The 18,967-nt window shown below is 65.0% G+C and carries 19 protein-coding genes; 9 read left to right on the top strand and 10 right to left on the bottom strand.

Features of this window, described 5'->3' with window-relative positions:
- Nucleotides 1–248: 248 nt before the first annotated feature.
- Nucleotides 249–1,166 carry a LysR family transcriptional regulator gene (locus AC1DS6_RS38330; protein WP_441636331.1) on the top strand — a complete coding sequence of 306 codons (918 nt, stop codon included), beginning with the start codon at nucleotides 249–251 and terminating at the stop codon, nucleotides 1,164–1,166.
- Nucleotides 1,167–1,234: 68 nt separating this feature from the next.
- Here AC1DS6_RS38330 and AC1DS6_RS38325 read toward each other — a convergent pair whose 3' ends face one another.
- On the bottom strand, nucleotides 1,235–1,705 hold the full coding sequence (locus tag AC1DS6_RS38325) for a MarR family transcriptional regulator (protein ID WP_441636333.1): 471 nt from the start codon (nucleotides 1,703–1,705) through the stop codon (nucleotides 1,235–1,237).
- Nucleotides 1,706–2,005: 300 nt separating this feature from the next.
- Complete coding sequence (locus AC1DS6_RS38320) at nucleotides 2,006–2,767, bottom strand: metallophosphoesterase (RefSeq protein WP_441636335.1); 762 nt, start codon at nucleotides 2,765–2,767, stop codon at nucleotides 2,006–2,008.
- A 106-nt stretch (nucleotides 2,768–2,873) separates the two neighbouring features.
- Between AC1DS6_RS38320 and AC1DS6_RS38315 the strand changes: the two genes are divergently transcribed.
- Nucleotides 2,874–3,659 (top strand): helix-turn-helix domain-containing protein, encoded by a 786-nt coding sequence (locus AC1DS6_RS38315; RefSeq protein ID WP_441636337.1) that lies wholly within the window; start codon nucleotides 2,874–2,876, stop codon nucleotides 3,657–3,659.
- Nucleotides 3,660–3,742: 83 nt separating this feature from the next.
- Nucleotides 3,743–4,096, top strand: a complete 354-nt coding sequence (locus AC1DS6_RS38310; protein ID WP_035859727.1) for a VOC family protein — start codon at nucleotides 3,743–3,745, stop codon at nucleotides 4,094–4,096.
- Here the strand turns inward: AC1DS6_RS38310 and AC1DS6_RS38305 are convergent.
- Nucleotides 4,066–4,329, bottom strand: a complete 264-nt coding sequence (locus tag AC1DS6_RS38305; protein WP_441636339.1) for a hypothetical protein — start codon at nucleotides 4,327–4,329, stop codon at nucleotides 4,066–4,068. The two genes, AC1DS6_RS38310 and AC1DS6_RS38305, sit on opposite strands and share 31 nt — an antisense overlap.
- A 40-nt stretch (nucleotides 4,330–4,369) precedes the next feature.
- Here AC1DS6_RS38305 and AC1DS6_RS38300 point away from each other — a divergent pair, with 40 nt between their 5' ends.
- The gene (locus AC1DS6_RS38300) at nucleotides 4,370–5,734 is read left to right on the top strand and encodes an MFS transporter (protein WP_441636341.1); all 1,365 of its coding nucleotides are present in this window, start codon (nucleotides 4,370–4,372) and stop codon (nucleotides 5,732–5,734) included.
- 44 nt (nucleotides 5,735–5,778) lie between these two features.
- Here AC1DS6_RS38300 and AC1DS6_RS38295 read toward each other — a convergent pair whose 3' ends face one another.
- Nucleotides 5,779–6,756 carry an aldo/keto reductase gene (locus tag AC1DS6_RS38295; protein ID WP_441636343.1) on the bottom strand — a complete coding sequence of 326 codons (978 nt, stop codon included), beginning with the start codon at nucleotides 6,754–6,756 and terminating at the stop codon, nucleotides 5,779–5,781.
- Nucleotides 6,757–6,867: 111 nt separating this feature from the next.
- Nucleotides 6,868–7,587: an SDR family oxidoreductase gene (locus AC1DS6_RS38290; protein WP_477104473.1), complete on the bottom strand. Its 720-nt coding sequence runs from the start codon at nucleotides 7,585–7,587 to the stop codon at nucleotides 6,868–6,870.
- A gap of 436 nt (nucleotides 7,588–8,023) precedes the next feature.
- Here AC1DS6_RS38290 and AC1DS6_RS38285 point away from each other — a divergent pair, with 436 nt between their 5' ends.
- Nucleotides 8,024–8,605, top strand: a complete 582-nt coding sequence (locus tag AC1DS6_RS38285; protein WP_477104472.1) for a PAAR domain-containing protein — start codon at nucleotides 8,024–8,026, stop codon at nucleotides 8,603–8,605.
- A complete protein-coding gene (locus tag AC1DS6_RS38280; RefSeq protein WP_477104471.1) occupies nucleotides 8,598–9,185 on the top strand; it encodes a type VI secretion system amidase effector protein Tae4 in 588 nt (195 codons plus the stop codon). The genes AC1DS6_RS38285 and AC1DS6_RS38280 overlap by 8 nt, the downstream gene beginning before the upstream one ends.
- 555 nt (nucleotides 9,186–9,740) lie before the next feature.
- On the opposite strand, the gene AC1DS6_RS38275 is transcribed toward AC1DS6_RS38280, so the two are convergent.
- Complete coding sequence (locus tag AC1DS6_RS38275; RefSeq protein ID WP_441636351.1) at nucleotides 9,741–10,490, bottom strand: helix-turn-helix domain-containing protein; 750 nt, start codon at nucleotides 10,488–10,490, stop codon at nucleotides 9,741–9,743.
- Between the two features lie 116 nt (nucleotides 10,491–10,606).
- On the opposite strand from AC1DS6_RS38275, the gene AC1DS6_RS38270 reads away from it, so the two are divergent.
- Both AC1DS6_RS38270 and AC1DS6_RS38265 read left to right on the top strand, forming a co-directional pair.
- Nucleotides 10,607–11,314: a YebB family permuted papain-like enzyme gene (locus AC1DS6_RS38270; protein WP_477104470.1), complete on the top strand. Its 708-nt coding sequence runs from the start codon at nucleotides 10,607–10,609 to the stop codon at nucleotides 11,312–11,314.
- A complete protein-coding gene (locus AC1DS6_RS38265) occupies nucleotides 11,308–12,036 on the top strand; it encodes a sterol desaturase family protein (RefSeq protein ID WP_477104469.1) in 729 nt (242 codons plus the stop codon). Before AC1DS6_RS38270 ends, AC1DS6_RS38265 begins: the two co-directional genes overlap by 7 nt.
- Nucleotides 12,037–12,076: 40 nt before the next feature.
- Here AC1DS6_RS38265 and AC1DS6_RS38260 read toward each other — a convergent pair whose 3' ends face one another.
- From AC1DS6_RS38260 to macA, 3 genes are read right to left on the bottom strand one after another with little or no spacing between them, the layout of a single operon-like run.
- The gene (locus AC1DS6_RS38260) at nucleotides 12,077–13,504 is read right to left on the bottom strand and encodes an efflux transporter outer membrane subunit (protein ID WP_477104468.1); all 1,428 of its coding nucleotides are present in this window, start codon (nucleotides 13,502–13,504) and stop codon (nucleotides 12,077–12,079) included.
- Nucleotides 13,497–15,494 (bottom strand): MacB family efflux pump subunit, encoded by a 1,998-nt coding sequence (locus AC1DS6_RS38255; RefSeq protein ID WP_477104467.1) that lies wholly within the window; start codon nucleotides 15,492–15,494, stop codon nucleotides 13,497–13,499. Before AC1DS6_RS38255 ends, AC1DS6_RS38260 begins: the two co-directional genes overlap by 8 nt.
- Nucleotides 15,491–16,624 (bottom strand): macrolide transporter subunit MacA, encoded by a 1,134-nt coding sequence (macA, locus tag AC1DS6_RS38250; protein ID WP_477104466.1) that lies wholly within the window; start codon nucleotides 16,622–16,624, stop codon nucleotides 15,491–15,493. The genes AC1DS6_RS38255 and macA overlap by 4 nt, the downstream gene beginning before the upstream one ends.
- Before the next feature lie 364 nt (nucleotides 16,625–16,988).
- On the opposite strand from macA, the gene AC1DS6_RS38245 reads away from it, so the two are divergent.
- On the top strand, nucleotides 16,989–17,495 hold the full coding sequence (locus AC1DS6_RS38245; protein WP_477104465.1) for an acyloxyacyl hydrolase: 507 nt from the start codon (nucleotides 16,989–16,991) through the stop codon (nucleotides 17,493–17,495).
- 5 nt (nucleotides 17,496–17,500) lie between these two features.
- Here the strand turns inward: AC1DS6_RS38245 and AC1DS6_RS38240 are convergent, their stop codons facing one another.
- Nucleotides 17,501–18,835 (bottom strand): ATP-binding protein, encoded by a 1,335-nt coding sequence (locus tag AC1DS6_RS38240; RefSeq protein ID WP_477104464.1) that lies wholly within the window; start codon nucleotides 18,833–18,835, stop codon nucleotides 17,501–17,503.
- Between the last annotated feature and the right edge of the window lie 132 nt (nucleotides 18,836–18,967).

Raw genomic sequence — 18,967 nt, 5'->3', positions numbered from 1 at the left:
GTATCGCCTTAAGGCGATGCGAGTTTGGGTCCCGGCCGCTCTTTTCGCCGGATCCCGAGGGGGTGTCGCCCCATCCGGCGCGCCTTCTTTGCCTACTTTCTTGGCAAGACAAGAAAGTAGGTCGCCCCCCGCAGGGGGGTGAAACCGCCCTTGACTTTAAGGTTTTAAGCCTTGGAAGTTGAAGTTGTAGCAAAGCCTTCGAAGCCATCCACCACAAACCAACCACCCAAAAACCAAGGAACCAAAAAATGGAAGGCGGCCTAAGCCCCCGACGCCTGCAATACTTCTTCGAAGCCGTCACCACCGGCTCCGTCCGCGGTGCCGCCGAACGCCTCGGCGTCGAACCCTCCATCGTCAGCCGCCAGATCCAGCTCCTGGAGACAGAACTCGGCGTAGCCCTGCTGGAACGCAAAGGCCGCGGCATCGTCCCCACCGAAATCGCCGCCATCGTGATGGACCATTGCCGCGACCGCCAGGCCAGCGAGCAGGCGCTGATGACCCGGCTGGATGAGGTAAACGGCCTGCAGCGCGGCGACATCCAGCTTGTCGCCAGCGAAGGTTTCGTCGATATCCTGATGAGCGGCGTGGTGGACGAATTCTGCCGCCAGCATCCCGGCATCCGCGTCTCACTGCGCGTGGCCGGCGCCTCCGACGCGGTGCGCGCCGTGGCGCATGACGACGCGCATATCGGCGTGGTCTTCGGCCCGCCCGCGGATCCCGCCGTTCGCGTGGTCAATTCGCGCACGCATCCGCTGTGCGTCATCGCCTGGCCGGATCACCCACTGGCGCGCCAGCGCAAGCGGCCCGCGCTGAAGGACGTCGCGCGCTATCCGGTCGCGCTGATGGCGCCGGGCTTCGGTTTGCGCCAGTTGATCGAGATGGCGGAGCTTTCCGAGAATATCGTCCTGACCCCGAGTTTCGTCGCCAACTCGATCCTGACGCTCAAGCGTTACGTCGAGTGCCGCCTCGGGCTGACCTTCACGTCGGCGAACTCGGTGGTGAAGGAAGTCGCCAAAGGCGAACTGGTTGCGTTGCGTACCACCAATCCCATCTTCGAGGCCGCGCAATCGCGCCTGATCGTCAGGGCCAACCGGCCACTGACCAGCGCGGCGCGCGGCATGCTGGAACGCATCGAAGCATCGCCGTTATTCAACGGCGGCAGGTAGGGGCATTGGTCGCAGCGCTCCCGATGCCGCTTGCCGGGGGCTGGCGTTGCCGCCCCTGCAAGCACGCATCAGTGCGCCGGCTCCACCCGTTGTTCCGCCTGCCGCCCAAGGCGCAGGCTGTGATCGTGCAAGGTGGCTTTCATGCGCCTCAAGGAAGCGGTGAGGGCGGTGCGTTCCTCGGTGCTGAACGGCGCTACCGATACCGAGTGCAGTGCTTTCATGCCGCTCCACACACGCTCTACCCTGGGTACGGCGCCCGCGGGGATAAAGGGCTGGCCGGCGGGATCGAACTCGATCCAGTGATCCGCGTGCAATGTGTGCAGGAGGTTTTCAGACTGTGGAGCGGAAATCAGCATCGGGCCAAGATGGGGCTCGTGGCGAACGAACTCGTCCTGACGGATCGCGCGAAGCAAGATCCATTTGGAATAGTCGAGTCCTACATCGGAGAGAGTCTGGTCCAGCACGCGCTGCCACTCGCGCACGCTGTCCATCAAGGCAAGAAGTACTGATTCGGTCGGTTCCAGAGCCCTGGGCCTCATTGATGTTGTCTCCTGTTTCGAGCTTGCCGCCAGACCAGGGGCCGGTGCGTGGCCGGCCCGGACGGCACAGGGATGTGGCGGGCGAGGCCCGCCTTGCTTGCCTGCGGACCAGACAGTAGCAAACAACGGCGCCGATCGCGAGATGCCCGTTCCGGAAGGAAGGTCAAAGAGTGCGCTTTGTGCCGCAAACCAAGGGAAAGTCCCAAGTGGATTGCCGGCTGCGGGATGACGCAGCGCCCGCGCCGCAAACGCGGCGGCGATCCGGCCTGCGTTGCCCATGTCAGGCCGATCCTGGGCCTATCACAGTTCGATGACAAGATTGGGATCGAAGCGCGGATTCTCGAGCTTGCCTTCGCGCGCATAGCCCCGGGGGTTGCACACCACGCGGGTGGCGCCCACCTTGTAGTCGAAGCTGTCGTGCGTATGGCCGTGCACCCAGAGGTCCGGCTGCCAGGCCTGGATCTCCCGGCTCAGGTCGGAGACGAAGCTGGCATTGAGGTGCGAGCCGGCGAACTTGGGGCTGATGCTCAGCGGCGACGGCGCGAAGTGGGTGATGACGACCGTTTTGCCGTCGTGGCCGGCCTGGAACCGCTCGTCCAGCCAGGCTACCGAATCCCTGAAGAGGGCTTGCGACGTGGCGGGCGTGAAGCGCTCCTCGAAATCCGGCGCCACGCGGATTCGGGAGAAGTCCCGCATCAGGGACTGGGCGTCGCGCAGGCCATCCTCGCGCTGCTGCGCCGAGGCGAACAGGCGGTAGTCGGACCACAACGTACAGCCCAGGAAGCGCACGCCACGGTAGTGCCATTCGGTACGTTCCAGCACCTGCACGCTCGTTCCGGCCGCGCCTGCGCGCAGGGCGTCCATGGTGGTCGCCAGGTCGCTGCCGTAGAACTCATGGTTGCCCGCCACATACAGCGTCGGCAGGCGCGCGGCGGCGGCCCACGCCATGGCTTCCCTGGGCCGCCAGATATCGCCGGCCAGTATCATCACGTCCACATCGGGGTTCGGAAAGTCCATCGGATAAACCGAAAGATGCAGGTCCGAAACCAATCCTATCTTCATAAGTCTCTCCTTTGCAGAATGGGATAATGCCGCTAATCCACTATTCCAGCATTCGACTATTGGCGGGCATTGCCTGCAATCCGTAAGTTCTCCCGGACAGAGAGTAATGCAAGCAAGCGATTCGCGAGAGGTGCCCGCGCTGGCCGGCACCGTTGGCCGGTATTGCGAAGCCACGCCCCGGCCGGAACTGCAGGCGCATTTCCAGTGCGTATGGGCCAGCGCCTTGCCGGCCGGTCACGCCGGGGCGGTCGCCGTGGTGCCGGACGGCTGCGTGGATCTGCTCTGGCGCGACGGCCGGCTGCTTGTCGTCGGGCCGGACATCACGGCGGCCAGGCCAGACCTGGCGCCGGGCGCGACGGTGCTGGGCGCGCGCTTCCAGCCTGGCGCCGCGCCGCACTGGCTGGGCCTGGCCCTGTCGGACATTGTCGGTTGCGAGGTCGACCTTGCCGACCTGTGGGGCCGGCGCGCGCTTGAATTTGCCGGGCGGATGGCCGAGGCCGGCACGCAACGTGCCGAGGTATTCCAGAGCCAGCTGGCGAATCTGGCGCCGCGTGTCGCCACCCCGAGCCGCGAGGCGGCAGCCATCTTTTCCCTGGTGCAGGCCAATGCCGGCACGGCGGGCGAGACCATGCCCCAGCTGTCGCGCCGGCTGGGCCTCAGCGAACGCACGCTCAGGCGCCGCAGCATCGAGCATTTCGGCTATGGCGCAAAGACCCTTGAGCGGATCCTGCGGTTCCAGCACGCGCTGACGCTGGCGCGAGTATCGGCGGATGGCGGCCTGGCCGCATTGGCCGCGGACGCGGGCTATGCCGATCAAGCGCACCTGAGCCGGGAGATCCAGTCGCTGTGCGGCATGACCGCGACGGCCCTGTTGCGCCAGCTGCGGGTTTGAGTGGCCGTTTTATTCAAGCTTTTTGGCTGTGCCTGGGCGATCATGGCGCCCATCAATCCAACATCCGACATCAAGGAGTCGCCATGGGAACCAGAGGCCAGGACCGTCAGATCGACAATATCGAATTCAACGTCAGCGACATCGCCCGTTCCAAGGCGTTCTACGGCGGGGTCTTTGGCTGGACCTTCACCGACTACGGCCCTACCTATTGCGAATTCAGCGATGGCCGGCTGACCGGCGGCTTCACCACCGGCGAAGAGGTCCGCCCCGGCGGACCGCTTGTGATCCTCTATGCCGACGACCTGGCCGAGACCCAGCGCCGCGTGGAAGCTGCCGGCGCCACCGTGGTCAGGCCGGTGTTCTCGTTCCCGGGCGGCCGGCGTTTCCACTTCCGGGACCCGGACGGCTACGAACTGGCGGTGTGGTCCGCGGCATAGGCTTGGCCGGCACTTGAAAGCTGGCGGCGGGCGCGCCGCCAGCAGATGTTCGCGTTTTCCCGTATTGTGTTGGCTTGCCATGGTTTTCGCCGTTTTTTGCCGTTTTCCCCCATTTCGCGCGCATTAACCATGCTCCATGTATCAGACAATAGCGAGTAGCTTGTAGCGGCAGGGCGGTGGCGCATCGGCGCGGTCCGGCCGCGGCGGTAACCGGTGAAGACAGTGTCGAACATTGCGGATTCCAATCCCCCAGCCCGTGCCGCGGATGTGGCCATGACGCCGCTCGAACGCCGCGGCATGGCTGCCATCCTGGTGGCAGTCTCCCTCGCCACGCTCGATACGGCGATCGCCAACACAGCACTTCCGGCCATCGCGGCCGACCTGCACGCGACGCCCGCGGCATCCGTGTGGGTCATCAATGCCTACCAGCTTGCCATGGTGGCCACGCTGCTGCCCTTCGCCGCGCTCGGTGGCATCGTCGGGCACCGGCGTGTGTACCTTGGCGGGCTGATCCTGTTTATCGCCGCTTCGGTGGTCTGCGCGCTGTCCTGGTCGCTGCCGACGCTGGCCGCCGCCCGGCTGCTGCAGGGCGTCGGCGCGAGCGCCATCATGAGCGTGAACGCCGCGCTGATCAGCGCGATCTTTCCGCCACACCGGCTGGGGCGAGGGGTCGGGCTGAATGCGCTGGTGGTTGGCGTATCGTTCGCGGTCGGGCCGACGGTGGCGTCGATCATCCTTTCGCTCGGACCCTGGCCCTGGCTGTTCGCCGTGAACCTGCCCATCGGCCTGCTGGCGCTCTATATCGCATGGCCCGCGCTGCCGCAGACGGTGCGCGGCGCGCATCGTTTCGACCGCGTCGCGGCGGGGCTGAACGTGGTCATGTTCGCCTCGCTGATCTTTGCACTGGGGGAGGGCGCGCAGCGCGCGCCACTGCATCAGTCGCTGGCGGCGGTGGCCCTGTTCCTCGTGGCGTTCGTGCTGCTGCTGCGCCGCGAGCGCGGCCATCCCGCGCCAATGCTGCCGATCGACCTGCTCAAGCGCCCCATGTTTGCACTGTCGACCATGACCGCGATCTTCTCGTTCGCGGCGCAGGGGTTGGCCTTTGTATCGCTGCCGTTCTATTTCGAGAGCGTGCTCGGGCGCAGCCCGATCGAGACCGGCTTCCTGATGACGCCGTGGTCAGCGGTCGTCGCGCTGATGGCGCCGCTGGCGGGCCGGCTGTCGGACCGTTATCCGCCGGGTTTGCTTGGCGGCGTCGGGCTGGCGGTCATGTGCATGGGCATGGCGTCGCTGGCCTTGCTGCCGGCGCATCCCAGTGCGCTGGATATCGGCATCCGCATGGCCATCTGCGGCGCGGGCTTTGGCTTCTTCCAGTCGCCTAACCTCAACGCGCTGATGTCGAGCGCGCCGCGCTCGCGCAGCGGCGGCGCCAGTGGCGTGATCGCGACCGCGCGCCTGCTTGGCCAGGCCACCGGCGCGGCGCTGGTAGCGCTGAGCTTCGGCATCGCGGGCCGCCACGGGCCCACGCTGGCGCTCGGGATTGGCGCTGGCTTCGCCGGCGTGGCCAGCATTGCCAGCGGTTTGCGGCTGATCACGCGCGATACCGGCGCGGCTGCCATGCAGCCGTCCGGAGAGTGACCGGCCACCGGTAGCCACCGGGGGCGGCCACGATGACGGCCGGCTCAGAAGCCCACCGGCGCGTGGGGCACATAGGGGGCTTCCAGCGCGGCGATCTCGGCGCCGGTCAGCCCGAGCGACAGCGCCGCCACGGCATCCTCGATATGGTTCGGCTTCGACGCGCCAAGGATCGGCGACGTGATCCCCGGCTTCTGCGCCAGCCATGCCATCGCGACCTGCGCCGGCGGCACGCCGCGCGCCTGCGCAATGGCGTGCACCTGCTCCACTACCTTGCGGTCCGCCTCCTCGGTATGGCGATAGAGCGACCTGCCGAACGCGTCGCTTTCCTCGCGGGCGCTGCCGGCCTGCCACGGCCGTGTCAGGCGGCCGCGCGCCAGCGGGCTCCACGGCATCACCGCGATGCCCTCGGCGGCGCACAGCGGCAGCATTTCGCGCTCTTCCTCCCGGTTCAGCAGGTTGACATGGTCCTGCATGCTGACGAACTGCGTCCAGCCATGCAGGCGCGAGGTGTAGATCGCCTTGGAGAACTGCCAGGCATACATAGACGAAGCGCCGATATATCGCGCCTTGCCCGCCTTGACCACGTCATGCAGCGCTTCGAGGGTTTCCTCGATGGGCGTATGCGGGTCCCAGCGGTGGATCTGGTACAGGTCGACATAGTCGGTACCCAGCCGGCGCAGGCTGTTATCGATCTCGGCCAGGATGGCGCGGCGCGACAGGCCCGCCCCGTTCGGGCCGGGACGCATGCGGCCATGCACCTTGGTGGCGATCACCACGTCGTCGCGGCTGGAGAAATCCTTCAGCGCACGGCCGACGATTTCCTCCGAGGTGCCGTCGGAATACACGTTGGCCGTATCGAAGAAATTGATGCCGGCTTCCAGCGCCTGCCGGATCAACGGGCGGCTGGCTTCCTCGCCAAGCGTCCAGGGGTGGTTGCCGCGCTCCGGCACGCCATAGGTCATGCAACCCAGGCACAGCCGCGATACCTTCAGTCCCGTCGAGCCAAAGCTCACATAGTCCATCTCGTCTCTCCTCCGATGTCATTGATACCGGCCGCCGGCATCGGGCCTTCGGCGCACTCCGGCATGGTATGCGAATTCCGGCGAGGACGACGGCGCCACGCGCGGCAGCGGTCAGGGCAACACGTAGCCGCCGTCGACGAACAGGGTCGTTCCCGTCGTATAGCCATTGCCGAACAGGAACAGCACTGCGTCGGCCACTTCGTCCACGCCGCCGACCCGGCCAAGCGCGGTGCTGCGGCTGTAGCTGTCGAAGGCGTGCGCGCGCAACTCGGCAGGGCGGCGCTGCCACAGGTCGCTGTCGATGGTCCCCGGCGAAACGGTATTGACCCGCACCGGCGCCAGATCCAGCGCAAGGGCCCGCCCGAGGCCTTCGATGGCGGCATTGCAAGCCGCGTACGCCGAGGCACCCTTGATAGGTCGCGCGCCCGCGGCGCCGGACATCAGTACGATGGCGCCGTCCGGCGAGATCTTGGGCACGGCTTCGTGCACGGCGTGGTACTGGCCCCAGAACTTGCTGCGAAAGGGGCTTTCCACCGCGTCGTGGTCATCGCTGTGGATGGAGGCAACCTGGTAGGCCGCGCCGGGCGCGAACAGGTAGTCGAGGCGGGGAATCCTGGCGAAGAACGCGGCTACCGATTCCCGCGCGGCCATGTCGACCACATGGCCGGAGGCGGCGCCGCCGGCCGCGGCGATGCGGGCCAGCTCCGCGTCGAGCGTCTCTCGCGAGCGGCCGCCGAGGATTACCGCGCCGCCGGCCGCGATAACGCGGTTCGCCACGGCGCGGCCGATGCCGGAGGTGCCGCCGATGATGACTGCGGTCTTGCCGGACATCCCGGTGGATTTCTGCCGGGTTTGATAATCGGCTTGATGTGCAGGGTCTGGCAGTGCGTTCATCGGTGAGTGCATTCTCGGCGGTTTGCTGAGGCGCCAGTGGCGGAAAGGAGATGCCCTGCCATGGCGCCAGGGTCCACGGACTATATTCCCGAACCGCGATCCAATGAACTAAGCATTTCTCATGAGCACAGTCGCCAATGTCGTCGATCTCATTAAGTGCATTGCCGCACGCAGAAGCAGCATGGGCGTTTTTTTAGGATTCGCATGCAAGACATGCATAACGAAAATTGTCATTGCAGATTCGGATTCGTCTGATTGATTTCGGTGGTGCATTGGGCGTAAATGTTTGCAGGCACCTGCCCGCCGTGAACAACCCAGAGGGAGAGCATATGCAGAAAGACAAGCGGACCGCCGGCATTTGGGAGGCCCAGCCATGATGCGAAGAATTGCCTGCGTTGGCGACGCACTGGAGCGCGGCGGGACGATCCTGCCATATGCAAGCCTACGCTGCAGTTTTGGTGATGCCGGCCACCAGGCCGCACTGATCGGAGGCCTGGCTTACTGCGAAGCCTGCAAGAGCACCGGCACAATTGCCAAGGCGGGCGGGCCGCGTCGGATGCAGTTCATGGGCGAGATTGCCCTGGACGGCGATGTGGTGATGTGCAAGTGCCCACGCCCACAGCGCATCGTTGCAGAGCTTGCCGGCGAGAAGTGGTTCGAGGATATGGGCGCGCGCGATGGTGCATCCGAGATGCGTGGCTCAGGTATTGCGGGAGTCGCAGCTACGGGAGCGCAGGTTCCGGAGAATTTCGACGAGTTGGTGATAGCGGTGAGTCCGAGCGGACCAATTGCCGATTATCCGTATTTTGTGGAAACGTCAGATGGCCGCGGATTGTTCGGCCACACGGACGAGCAGGGACGGCTGCCTCGCATTGCTACGATGGCCACCGGCTCGCTGACGGTCTATTGGGGGGATGAAGCGTTGGAAAAGCATCTTGGAGACGAAGATGCCTAACAAAAAAAAGCAGGTGCCGACCAATACAAAAGTGGACTCCAAAGCGGAGGTGCAGCTCAGGACTGTCTCATTTGCCGAATTGTGGGCGGCCTATCCGGGAGGAACGCCATACGTCGATCCCAAGACAGGAGACGCGCCGCCCGCCTTTAAGAATCAGTGCGCGATTCGGATGAGCGTGACCCTGCATAGGGTAGGGATAGAAATGAAGTCATTCCGTGGCAAGGGCCAGATTCGCCTGGACGGCAAGCGCACGGCTGTTCTGGCTTCAGAGATGGCGGAATGGTTGCGGCTGAAGCCCCTGGCTGGCATCGGCGCACCGGAGAACATCACCGGAGCTGACTGGCAGAAGAAAATCAACGGGCGCACTGGCATAGTTGCGTTCAAGAACTACTGGACGCGGGACGGCGAGTCGGGCCAGAGCGGTGGTCATATCGACCTGTGGAACGGATCCCGGATGACGTCAGGGAGTATCAGGGGAGCGGCGACCAACTTCTTCCGCTTTAACCTAGGATGGGAAAGCGGACCTGGTTACTCTGATCTTGGCAAGGCAACAGAGATACTGTTTTGGGAGGTGAAGTGAGGGCAAGGCTATTCGTGGTGACGGCATCAGCCTTCATTGGCGTGGCGATCGGCATGGCGTTGTGGCGCTTCTGGACTCCACGCTGCAACGAACTCTGTCCGACCTGGATCGCGCTTGGCATGATCGGGACAGCCGTCCTTATGCCCGCTGTGGGTGCGCTCGCCGTAGGGTTGGCAATGAGGCCGAATCGAACACCGGTCTGGCGACGCCGGGCCAGCGTGGGCGTACTCGCGATGGTCTCCGCGATTGTCTTGGCGCTTACTTGGGCCACTTGTTCAATCAAATGAACTGCAAGGGGCAACAATCTCCCCGAAGTGGACTGCGCCGTGGCGATGGTGAATGTGTCCACGACGAATATGGCCGGCAGGGTGGTGGATAGCTTTGGTTCTTCGCCGAATTCCCGGGTGAGAGTGCCGAGGCGGACCGGGTGGCGGTGGGCAGGATGAGGGTGTGAGTTCCGGGGATGGTCCGGCGGCCGAGTTCGACAAACGGACGTCCCGTCCGTGCTGCGATTTCAGGGTTTGTGGACCGCCCGGCGTTATTTCCGCCTATCGGCTACCCCCCCGCTTCAGGAATCCGCTTAAGCGCTCTGAACGCATCCGGTTCCCATACACGCATCGCTAGCAGCAGCGCAGTTCCGCGTTTCTCAGTCAGAGGGGCGGCCGCGGATTCGTTGTGCAGCGCTGCCAGCTTGCTGCGCATCCTGTCCAGTTCGACCCGCAAATGGGAGTATGCGGACTTCGTCAACATGCCGTGAGCGAAGTTCATGGTCTCGTCAGGCCCGTCGAATCCGCTATCCATGAAATCGGGTAAGCCCTGCTGCAAAAAGAATTGCCGGATAGGGCCGTCCGGCAACCAATCGAAGTCCCGCGCGACGAGCAGACGTATCCGGTTTCCCGGTTTCAGATGCGCCAGGCCCATCCGGTCCAGCACGAGCAGGTTCTTGATGCACTCGGTTATCGACAGGCGATAGGCCGACATCATGTCTTCCAGCGACCAGTGATTCAGCGCACACACGGCCACCAGCAACAACTTCTCATCCGATACGAGTTGCGCTTCCTGTTCACGCGTAAGCTGATGCAGGCGCGGCAGTGACAACTCTGCTTCTTGCAGCAATTCCGCCATCGTTAGACCGAGCAGATCGCAGAACTGGGCGAGTCGCTCGACCGTCAGGCGTCCGCCAGCCAGCAGGCGCTTCACGCTAGGTTCCGATAGGCCAAGCGCTTGCGCAACGTCGCGATAAGTCATTCCCGCAGCTTTGAGGCGCTGCTTGATGGTCGCAATGAGCTGAGTAACCTCGGTCATGAAAGTATTGATATACGATACCAAAAGTATAATTGTAAGCACTTTCTGGAAAAGAAGGTGCGAAATTCGCGACCTCCTCGCATACTGCGCGCCATTGGAAAAGCAAGGAGGCCAGTATGACCATAGGCGCCAGGATGATCAGGACTATCCGTATGGTTGGCATGCGCGCGGGTTCGCCCCCCACGCCGTGCACGTCTGAACTGCCGGGTGGACCTCCGGCGGGCGCTCTTCAGATTGGAGACCTGATTTTCATCCGTGTGACTGCACGACCTTTCCTGGAAGTGGCGAGCGCGACGAACTCATGGACGAATCACGTTGGGATCATTGTTGACAACCGCTGCGATGATCCATTAATTGCGGAGAGCACGTTTCCTCTTGCGCGGACAACGCCGATGACGTCTTTCCTGAAGCGTTCCGAACATGGAAGATGTGCGGTCGCAAGACTCACAACACCGCTCAGCGATGCGCATCGCAGCATGCTGATCGCGGCAGCTGTTAGCAGGATGGGCACCCTCTACGACACCGGATTCAACGTGAATTCGCGCCGCCAGTTTTGTTCTCGCTTTGTTCGTGAAGTCATCCGGGAAGCGACGGATATTGAGATTGGCGAGGTAGAGACGTTCGCAATGCTACTGCGTCACAATTCGCATCCGAGGCTCGCATTCTGGCGTCTCTGGTACCTCGGCCGTATCCCGTGGCAACGGTGCACCGTCACGCCGGCGAGCTTGCTTCGAAGCCCGCTCATGCACATTGTCTTCGATACGCAGAGGGATGCCGCAAGAACACGGCAGCCGGCGGCAAAGCGGGGGACACCGTCATGCTGATCATTGTATTTTCGTTGTTTGCCTTTTGTTTCGTGCTGGAGCGCTTGCATATCGGCTGGACACTGCCACGCGTGCGGACATGGCCCGTTCGCGTGCTAGCGCTCAACGGCGTCCAACTGTGCGTTGTGATCGCGGCGGGCTTGACATGGGAGAAGTGGCTTTCATCGCGGGCTGTCTTTCATCTATCGAAGCATATGTCGCCGGTGGCCGGCGGCCTGGTGGCTTATTTCATCGCGACCTTCGTGTTTTACTGGTGGCACCGCTGGCGGCACGAGCACGATCTGCTCTGGCGCGGCTTTCACCAGATTCATCACAGCCCGCAACGACTTGAGGTGATCACTTCCTTTTACAAGCACCCGGGAGAAATGGTCGTCAACTCAATGATCGGCAGTCTGCTCGTGTATTCGTTACTGGGATTGTCACCCGAAGCCGGTGCCGTTTATACGCTGTGCACGGCTGCGGGCGAGTTCTTCTATCACACGAACTGCAGGACGCCCCAGTGGGTCGGGCTCATCTTCCAGCGTCCCGAAATGCACCGCATCCACCACGAATCCGGGCGCCACAAGAACAACTATGGCGACATCACATGGTGGGACATGCTTTTCGGTACGTACGAGAACCCGCGCTCGTGGGACGGGACCTGTGGCTTCGACGACGACAGGGAGCAGCAACTCGGGAAGATGCTGCGCTTTGGGGATGTTCACCAGGGAGATGGTCCGTGACATCTTCATGATCCTGGCACCGGCCCACACCCAGCAAGCCTCACCCATCTCCCTCCACCGGCGGGCCCCCCAGCGCCTTGTACAGGGTGGCGACATTGACGAGCCTGTCGAAGCGATTCCGCGCCGCCGCCATCGCGGCCGTGCGCCGCGTTTCCTTGGCGTCGAGCCACGGCTGGAGCGCGGTGGCGCCGGCCCGGTAGCGGACCGCGGCGAGCCGTTCGGCCCGGCTCGCCGCCTGCAGGGATTCAGCCAGGCGCTGATCCCGTAGTGCCAGGCTGGCATGGCCGGACAGCGCGTTCTCCACTTCGGCGAACGCCGTGTACAGCGACTGGCGATAGCGCACCACCTTTTCCCGGTATTCGTTTTGCGAGACCTGTATCGTCAGCCTTGCTTTCTCCCATTGCAGGAAGGGCAGGCTCAGGCCCGCGCCGAGCAGGGCGGTGGGATCTCGCAGCAACGAGGCTAGCGCCGCGCTGCTGGTGCCGACGAGACCGGTCAGCGTCAATTTGGGATAAAAGCCGGCGCGCGTAGCGTCAGAGTCCGCAAGAGCGGCGCGCAGGCGCCATTCCGCTTGCCGCACGTCGGGGCGCCTGCCGATCACTGCCGCCGGGATGCCGGGCGCGATGCGCGGCAGCGCATTGGTGGGCAGGCCCGGCGGCTCGGCCGTGCCGTGCTCCGGTGGACGGTTGAACACGATGGCCAGGGCCTGGCGGTTCTCGCTGCGCTCCTGGTCCAGTTCGGTGCGTTCGGCGAGCAGCGCGGCCAGTTGCTGCTCGGCCTGCGCCAGGTCGAGCCCGGAGACCGCGCCGGCACGGTAGCGCGCCTCGATGAGTTCCAGCGTGCGCCGCGCGTCCGCGAGGCTCTGGTCCGAGATATCGATCAACTGGTTCAGCAGCCCCGCACGCCAGTACAGCGTGGCCGTGGTGGCGGCCAGAGTGATCGACGCGGCTTCGAGTTCGGCTGCGCTGGCCCGAGCCTCCCAGTCCGCGGCGCCGCGCAGGCTGGCCAGCCGCCCCCACAGGTCGATTTCGTAACTGACGGTGGCATTGATGGCCGACTGGTCGCGCCGCCCGCCGCCGTCCAGCCCCCATTGGCGCGTAGCCCGGCCCTCCGCCGCAACCTCGGGCAGGCGGCTGGTGCCGGCGAGTCCCGCGAGCAAGCGGGCCCGCTCTAGCCGCAGCGCGGCAATGGCGAGATCGTTGTTGGTTTCCAGTGCCGACGCCACCAGCGCGTTGAGCTGCGGGTCGCCGAAGGACTGCCACCACGCGTCCGGCCCCAGGGCACCGGCGGCAGGCGCGGCAAGCAAATGCCGTGGCGCATGCTGCCACTGCCAGGGTACTTCCAGCGCGGGGTTTTCAACAGGCGTGCGCAACTCGGCGCACCCACCGAGGGCAAGCGCGATGATCGACAGCAGCATCGACAGCGAGAAAGGACGCCTCGCCGGCAGCTTGCGCGGGCGGCTATTCATGGCCAAGCGCCTCGATCGGCTGCAGGCGCGCGGCATTGCGCGCCGGCATATAGCCGAAGACCACGCCGATCAGCGACGAGCACACGAAAGCGCCAGCCACCGCGCTTGCGGAGAACACCATCCGCCACTGCGGCATCAGCAGCGCCAGCACCAGCCCGATCAGATAGGCCAGCAAGGTACCGATCGCACCGCCCAGCATGCAGACCAGCACGGCTTCGGTCAGGAACTGAAGCAGCACGTCGCGCTGGCGTGCGCCGACGGCCATGCGGATGCCGATCTCCCTGGTGCGCTCTGTCACGGAGACCAGCATGATGTTCATGACGCCGATGCCGCCAACCAGCAGCGAGATCACCGCCACCGCCGACAGGAACAGGGTGAGCGCCTGGCCGGTACGTTCCACGGTCTTGACGATGCTGTCCATGTTGTAGGTAAAGAAATCCTTCTTGCCGTGGCGCTGCGTCAGCACGCGCTCGATGCCGTGCTGCGCCGCCGCGCTGGGCTGGCCGTCGCGGATGCGCACGGAGACTTCGTCGAAATGCGCCCGGCCAAACAAGCGGCTGCCAGCCGTGGTGTAGGGCAGCCAGATGTTGAGGCTGCTGCCGTTGTCGTCGAACATGCTTTTCTTCTCGCGCGCGACGCCAATGACCACGCAGGGCAGGCTGCCCACCAGCACGATCTTGCCCAGCACCTGCGTCACGTTGCCGAATAGCTTGCGGCGCGTCTTTTCGTCGATCACCACCACTTGCGCATGCTGCCGCACCTCGTCTGGCCGGAAGGGCGCGCCCTGCGTCATGCCAAGGCCGCGTACGCGGAAGAAGCTCGCGCCCACGCCGTGCACGGAGGCATTGACGTCGGCGTTGCGGTGCCTGAGCCGCTGTACCTTGCTGGTGACTGGCGTGGCGCTGTCCACGTAAGGCAGCGCGTGCAAGGCGTCGATGTCGCTTTCCACCAGGGTGCGGATGCCGGCGGCGCGGTCGTCGCCAAAGTCGGCGCCCGGGAAGATCTCCAGCGTATTGGCGCCGATGGCGCGGATATCGTTCATCACATAGCGCTTGGCGCCTTCGCCGATCGCCACGATGGACACCACGGATGCGATGCCGATGATGATGCCCAGCATGGTCAGCGCAGTACGCATGCGATGCGCGAGCAGCGCGCCCCAGGCCATGGCGAACGCCTCGGTGAATCCATGCCACGCGCGTGTGCGCCACGGTGGAGCATCGCCTTCGCTGCCATTGGCCACCGGCTCCGCGGCCGGCGGCCGGGGGGCGTTCACCTGTCCGGTGGCAGGGAAGGGTGCCGGCCGGTTGGCGCGGTCGGCCACGATACGGCCGTCGGCAATCTCGATGATGCGCCCGGCGTTGCGCGCGAGCCCCATGTCGTGCGTCACGATGATGACCGTGTGGCCGAGCGCATGCAGCTCACGCAGGATCGCCAGGACTTCCTGCCCGCTGTGGCTGTCCAGCGCGCCGGTGGGCTCATCCGCCAGGATGACCTGGCCGCCGTTCATCAGCGCGCGGGCGATGCTCGCGCGCTGCTGCTGTCCGCCGGAGAGCTGGGCGGGGCGATGGCCGGCGCGGTCGCCGAGGCCGAGCCGGGCCAGCAGCCGGAGCGCGCGGGCACGGCGGGCGGCGCGGTCGGTGGCGGCGTAGATGGCAGGCACTTCCACGTTCTCCGCCGCGGATAGCCGGGCCAGCAGGTGGTAGCGCTGGAAGATGAAGCCGAAGCGCTCCCGGCGCAGGCGCGCCAGCGCATCGTCGTCCAGCACGGCGACATCCTGCCCGGCTACCAGGTAGCGGCCGGCGCTGGCCTGGTCCAGGCAGCCCAGGATATGCATCAGCGTGGACTTGCCCGAGCCGGAAGCGCCGACGATGGCCACCATCTCGCCCGCGCAGATGGCCAGGCTGATCTCGCGCAGGACCGGGATGTCCTGGTCGCCGGCGCGGTAGGTACGCTCCACGTGTTGCAGCAGCAGGAGGGGCGCCTGTGTCATGACTCCCCCTTGCCGGCCATGGCGCTGGCATCGCCCGTGATGACGCGATCGCCTTCCACCAGGCCGGAGAGCACCTGGGCGTGCACGTTGTTGGCGAGGCCGGTGCGCACTTGCACGCTCTCCACGTGCTGGCCTGCGCGCAGCACCCGTACCGCAGCCGTGCCATCCTTGTCGCGCGTGCCCAGCGCCGCCAGCGGGACCAGCAGGGTGTTCCTGGCCTCGCCCAGCATGATCGCGACCTGGGCCGTCATGTCGATGCGCAGCTTGTGCTCGGGGTTCGGCACGTCGAACAGCGCGTTGAAGAACACGGCGTTATTGATCTTCTCCGGCGAGGGCTGGATGGCCTGCAGCCGCGCATGATAGCGCCGGTCCGGCTCGCCCAGGATGGTGAAGTAGACCGCCTGCCGGTCGCCGATGCGGATCACGTCGGCTTCGGACACCTGCGCCTTGACGGTCATGGCGCCCAGGTCCGCCAGTTTGAGGATGGTCGGCACCTGGTAGGACGCCACCACGGTCTGGCCCTCCAGCGTATTGAGCGCCACCACCTCGCCATCCATCGGCGCGACGATGCGGGTATAGCCAAGATCGATCCGCGCCGACTCGGCCTTGATGTCCAGCTGGGCGATGTCGGCATCCAGCGCGGTCAGCTCGGCCTGCAGCGCGCGCAGGTCGGCTTCGGCGATCTCAAGCTCCTGGTGCGATGCCGCCTCCTGCGCCTGCAGGCCGCGCTGGCGTTGCCAGTGCAGGCGGGCTTGCCGCAAGCGCGACAGCTTGGCCTCCCGCCGCGCCTTGCCGCTGGCCAGTGCCGCGACGGCCTGGCGCTGGGCGTTCTCCAGCAGCACGGGATCGATCTGCGCCAGGAGCTGGCCGCGCGTGACCTTGTCCCCCAGCTTGACCTTCAGCGATTTCAGCTGGCCGTTGACCTGTGCGCCGACCTCGACCTGGCGCACAGGTTGCAGCACGCCATTGGCCAGCACGGAGACCTCCAGGTCGCCGCGGGTCACGAGCGCCGTGATGTACTCGGGCTGCGTGGCCGGCGTCAGGTGCCAGAAGGCCAGCGCGGCCAAGGCGGATAGTGCGGTCAGCGCGGCGATGACGGGGCGCCGGAGACGTCCTGGTTCTTTAGACATCTGGTTGGAGTGCGTGATGAAATGGCAGGCTCGCATTCTCGATGCCAGACGCGGCCATGTCTGTGGGAATTCCATTCTTAACTGTATGAAAGTGTGCCAGGACGTGATTGTTTGTCTTTGCCCCTGGCAAGACCGGCAGCACGGGCGGGAAGGCGCGGCCAGTGCCTGCACACTTATGCACAAAAACAGGACGATTTTCTAATCATTATTTATGGATTTCTATGTATCGTGACCGGTCATTTATTGGGAATCATGAATGCCTATGTCAATGAATAATGCGATGTACGAAATCCGGATGGCGGGCCGGGCAGGTGGGACCAGGGGAAGAATGAAATGGCGCGGCGCGCTCTGCGTGGCTTTGTCCATGCTCGGTGTACCGGAACTGGCAAATGCAGCGGATCCGCAGCCTCGGTTCCTGCCGGGGGCGGTCAGCATGCATCTGGGGTTTGGCGACGGCTACAAGCGCCTCTCGCTGAATTGGGAAAGCTCGCCGTTATGGAGCCACCAGTTCAGCGGGCGCTGGGGCCGCCTGGACCTGACCGGCGAACTTGGCGTGTCCTACTGGTGGGCGAACGGCGGCCGCACGCCCGCCAGCGCCTGGCAAGCGAGCGCCATTCCGATGCTGCGCTGGTGGGTGAGCGAGCGGATCTACCTGGAGGCAGGGGTGGGCCTGACGGCATTCAGCGGCGCGAGCTTCGCCGGCAAGCAGATCAGTACGGCCTTCCAGTTTGGGGACCATGTCGGCCTGGGGTATCAGGTATCGCGAGCGGATCGCATCGGGTTCAGGTACTCGCATTTCTCCAACGCGGCCATTAAGCGGCCCAATCCCGGGCTGGATGTCTTTCAACTGACCTACACGCGCAGTTTCTGAGCGGGTCAGCCCGGTTGCGCGGCCGCTCGCGCATCGGTGTCCGGCGAGGCGTACAGGGCGGGCAGCGTGATCACGAACCGCGCGCCGCCTGCCTCGCCGCTGCCAAGCGAAACCTGGCCGCCATGCGCCATCGCGATGCGCCGGACGATCGCCAGGTCCAGGCCGACGCGGTTGAGGCGGTCGCCGCTGCCTGCGGTGCGATGGAAGGGCTCGAAGAGGCGCGCGCTCTCTTCGGGCGGTACGGCCGGGCCGTCGTCCTCGACCACGAGGGACAGGGTGCCGGCGGCATCGGTATGGGCCTCGATGGCGACGGCGCCGCGCGCGTTGCGGATCGCATTGCGGCAAAGCTTGAGTAGCGCCCGCGCCACCAGGCGGGGGTCGCAAAGGTGGCGCGCATACGGGCGGCTGTTGCGCACATGCAGGACCAGCCCCCGGTCTGCCGTATCCCGCGCAACGACGGCGACAACACTATCGATCATCTCCGCGCTGGTGACCAGCGTTGGCCTCACGGGTGTCGCGCCTTGCTCCAGCTGGCCGAGCGTGAGCAACTCTGTCACCAGTTCGTCCAGCTCCCGCACATCCACGCGCAGCTTTTCGAGGCCCCGGGCGCGCCGCGCCGGGTCTTGCTTTGCGTCGCCGGACCGCAGCAGGGCAATGCCAAACTCCAGTCGCGTGATCGGCGTCTTCAGTTCGTGCGAAATGCCATGGATCATCTCGCGCTGCTGCAGGACCGAGGCTTCGATGCGGGACGCCATGTCATCGAACTGGCGGGCCAGCTGATAGACGTTGGAACGCCTGGACAAGCCGGCGCGTGTCGAGAGCTTGCCACTGCCGAATTGCTTTGCCGCCTCGCGCAAGGCATTGAGTTCGCGCCAGTGATAGAAGAGCCAGGCAACCACGGCGAGCAAGGTGGTGCCGGCGAGCAGTGCATATGCAATGAGCTCGATATTGGTGTAGTCCAGATTCCGCTTGCTCATATGCAGGATCTGGCCATCGTGCAAAGGCAGGTAGGCGTCGTCGCCGTCCGTGCCGAATACCAGCTTGCCATCGCGCAGGTCGCGCAGCCGCCGCTCGCCAAGATGGCCCGCGGCGTCCATGCCGATCAGGGCGAAGCTCTCGCTCGCATGGTCTTGCAGCCTGGTCAGCTCGGCCCGGCGCCCGTCGCCTTCGTACCGCTCCAGATAGAGGGAAAGCAGGTAGCTGTAGCTTTTTTCCCTCTCGCGTTCCGTCTCGCTGAGTTGCTGGTGGTAGGCCGGGACCAGCACATGGTCGATCGCGGCGAGCCCGGCGGCTACGCCAAGGATCAGCACCAGGTAGAGCTTGAGCAGTGAGCGAACCATGGATTCATTGACTCCTTCCTGCCAGGCAGGCCGGCGCTGGCTATTGTGAACGGATTTGCGTGCGTCGGAAACGCGCGAGGCTACGCGATCGCCGTCTTGGGCGATGCGATTCTAGCGGCGATCAAATTGCCA

Source organism: Cupriavidus sp. 05L310 (assembly GCF_056398185.1).
This window is presented reverse-complemented; position numbering and strand designations above follow the sequence as displayed.

What these genes read in the sequence shown, in the direction of transcription:
- AC1DS6_RS38320 (WP_441636335.1), bottom strand. Translation starts at nt 2,767, where the DNA reads ATGAAGATAGGATTGGTTTCGGACCTGCATCTTTCGGTTTATCCGATG.
- AC1DS6_RS38305 (WP_441636339.1), bottom strand. Translation starts at nt 4,329, where the DNA reads ATGTTCGACACTGTCTTCACCGGTTACCGCCGCGGCCGGACCGCGCCG.
- AC1DS6_RS38260 (WP_477104468.1), bottom strand. Translation starts at nt 13,504, where the DNA reads ATGAATAGCCGCCCGCGCAAGCTGCCGGCGAGGCGTCCTTTCTCGCTG.
- AC1DS6_RS38270 (WP_477104470.1), top strand. Translation starts at nt 10,607, where the DNA reads ATGACCATAGGCGCCAGGATGATCAGGACTATCCGTATGGTTGGCATG.
- AC1DS6_RS38315 (WP_441636337.1), top strand. Translation starts at nt 2,874, where the DNA reads ATGCAAGCAAGCGATTCGCGAGAGGTGCCCGCGCTGGCCGGCACCGTT.
- AC1DS6_RS38295 (WP_441636343.1), bottom strand. Translation starts at nt 6,756, where the DNA reads ATGGACTATGTGAGCTTTGGCTCGACGGGACTGAAGGTATCGCGGCTG.
- macA (WP_477104466.1), bottom strand. Translation starts at nt 16,624, where the DNA reads ATGTCTAAAGAACCAGGACGTCTCCGGCGCCCCGTCATCGCCGCGCTG.
- AC1DS6_RS38245 (WP_477104465.1), top strand. Translation starts at nt 16,989, where the DNA reads ATGCTCGGTGTACCGGAACTGGCAAATGCAGCGGATCCGCAGCCTCGG.
- AC1DS6_RS38255 (WP_477104467.1), bottom strand. Translation starts at nt 15,494, where the DNA reads ATGACACAGGCGCCCCTCCTGCTGCTGCAACACGTGGAGCGTACCTAC.
- AC1DS6_RS38330 (WP_441636331.1), top strand. Translation starts at nt 249, where the DNA reads ATGGAAGGCGGCCTAAGCCCCCGACGCCTGCAATACTTCTTCGAAGCC.
- AC1DS6_RS38285 (WP_477104472.1), top strand. Translation starts at nt 8,024, where the DNA reads ATGATGCGAAGAATTGCCTGCGTTGGCGACGCACTGGAGCGCGGCGGG.
- AC1DS6_RS38275 (WP_441636351.1), bottom strand. Translation starts at nt 10,490, where the DNA reads ATGACCGAGGTTACTCAGCTCATTGCGACCATCAAGCAGCGCCTCAAA.
- AC1DS6_RS38310 (WP_035859727.1), top strand. Translation starts at nt 3,743, where the DNA reads ATGGGAACCAGAGGCCAGGACCGTCAGATCGACAATATCGAATTCAAC.
- AC1DS6_RS38265 (WP_477104469.1), top strand. Translation starts at nt 11,308, where the DNA reads ATGCTGATCATTGTATTTTCGTTGTTTGCCTTTTGTTTCGTGCTGGAG.
- AC1DS6_RS38240 (WP_477104464.1), bottom strand. Translation starts at nt 18,835, where the DNA reads ATGGTTCGCTCACTGCTCAAGCTCTACCTGGTGCTGATCCTTGGCGTA.
- AC1DS6_RS38280 (WP_477104471.1), top strand. Translation starts at nt 8,598, where the DNA reads ATGCCTAACAAAAAAAAGCAGGTGCCGACCAATACAAAAGTGGACTCC.
- AC1DS6_RS38300 (WP_441636341.1), top strand. Translation starts at nt 4,370, where the DNA reads ATGACGCCGCTCGAACGCCGCGGCATGGCTGCCATCCTGGTGGCAGTC.
- AC1DS6_RS38290 (WP_477104473.1), bottom strand. Translation starts at nt 7,587, where the DNA reads ATGTCCGGCAAGACCGCAGTCATCATCGGCGGCACCTCCGGCATCGGC.
- AC1DS6_RS38325 (WP_441636333.1), bottom strand. Translation starts at nt 1,705, where the DNA reads ATGAGGCCCAGGGCTCTGGAACCGACCGAATCAGTACTTCTTGCCTTG.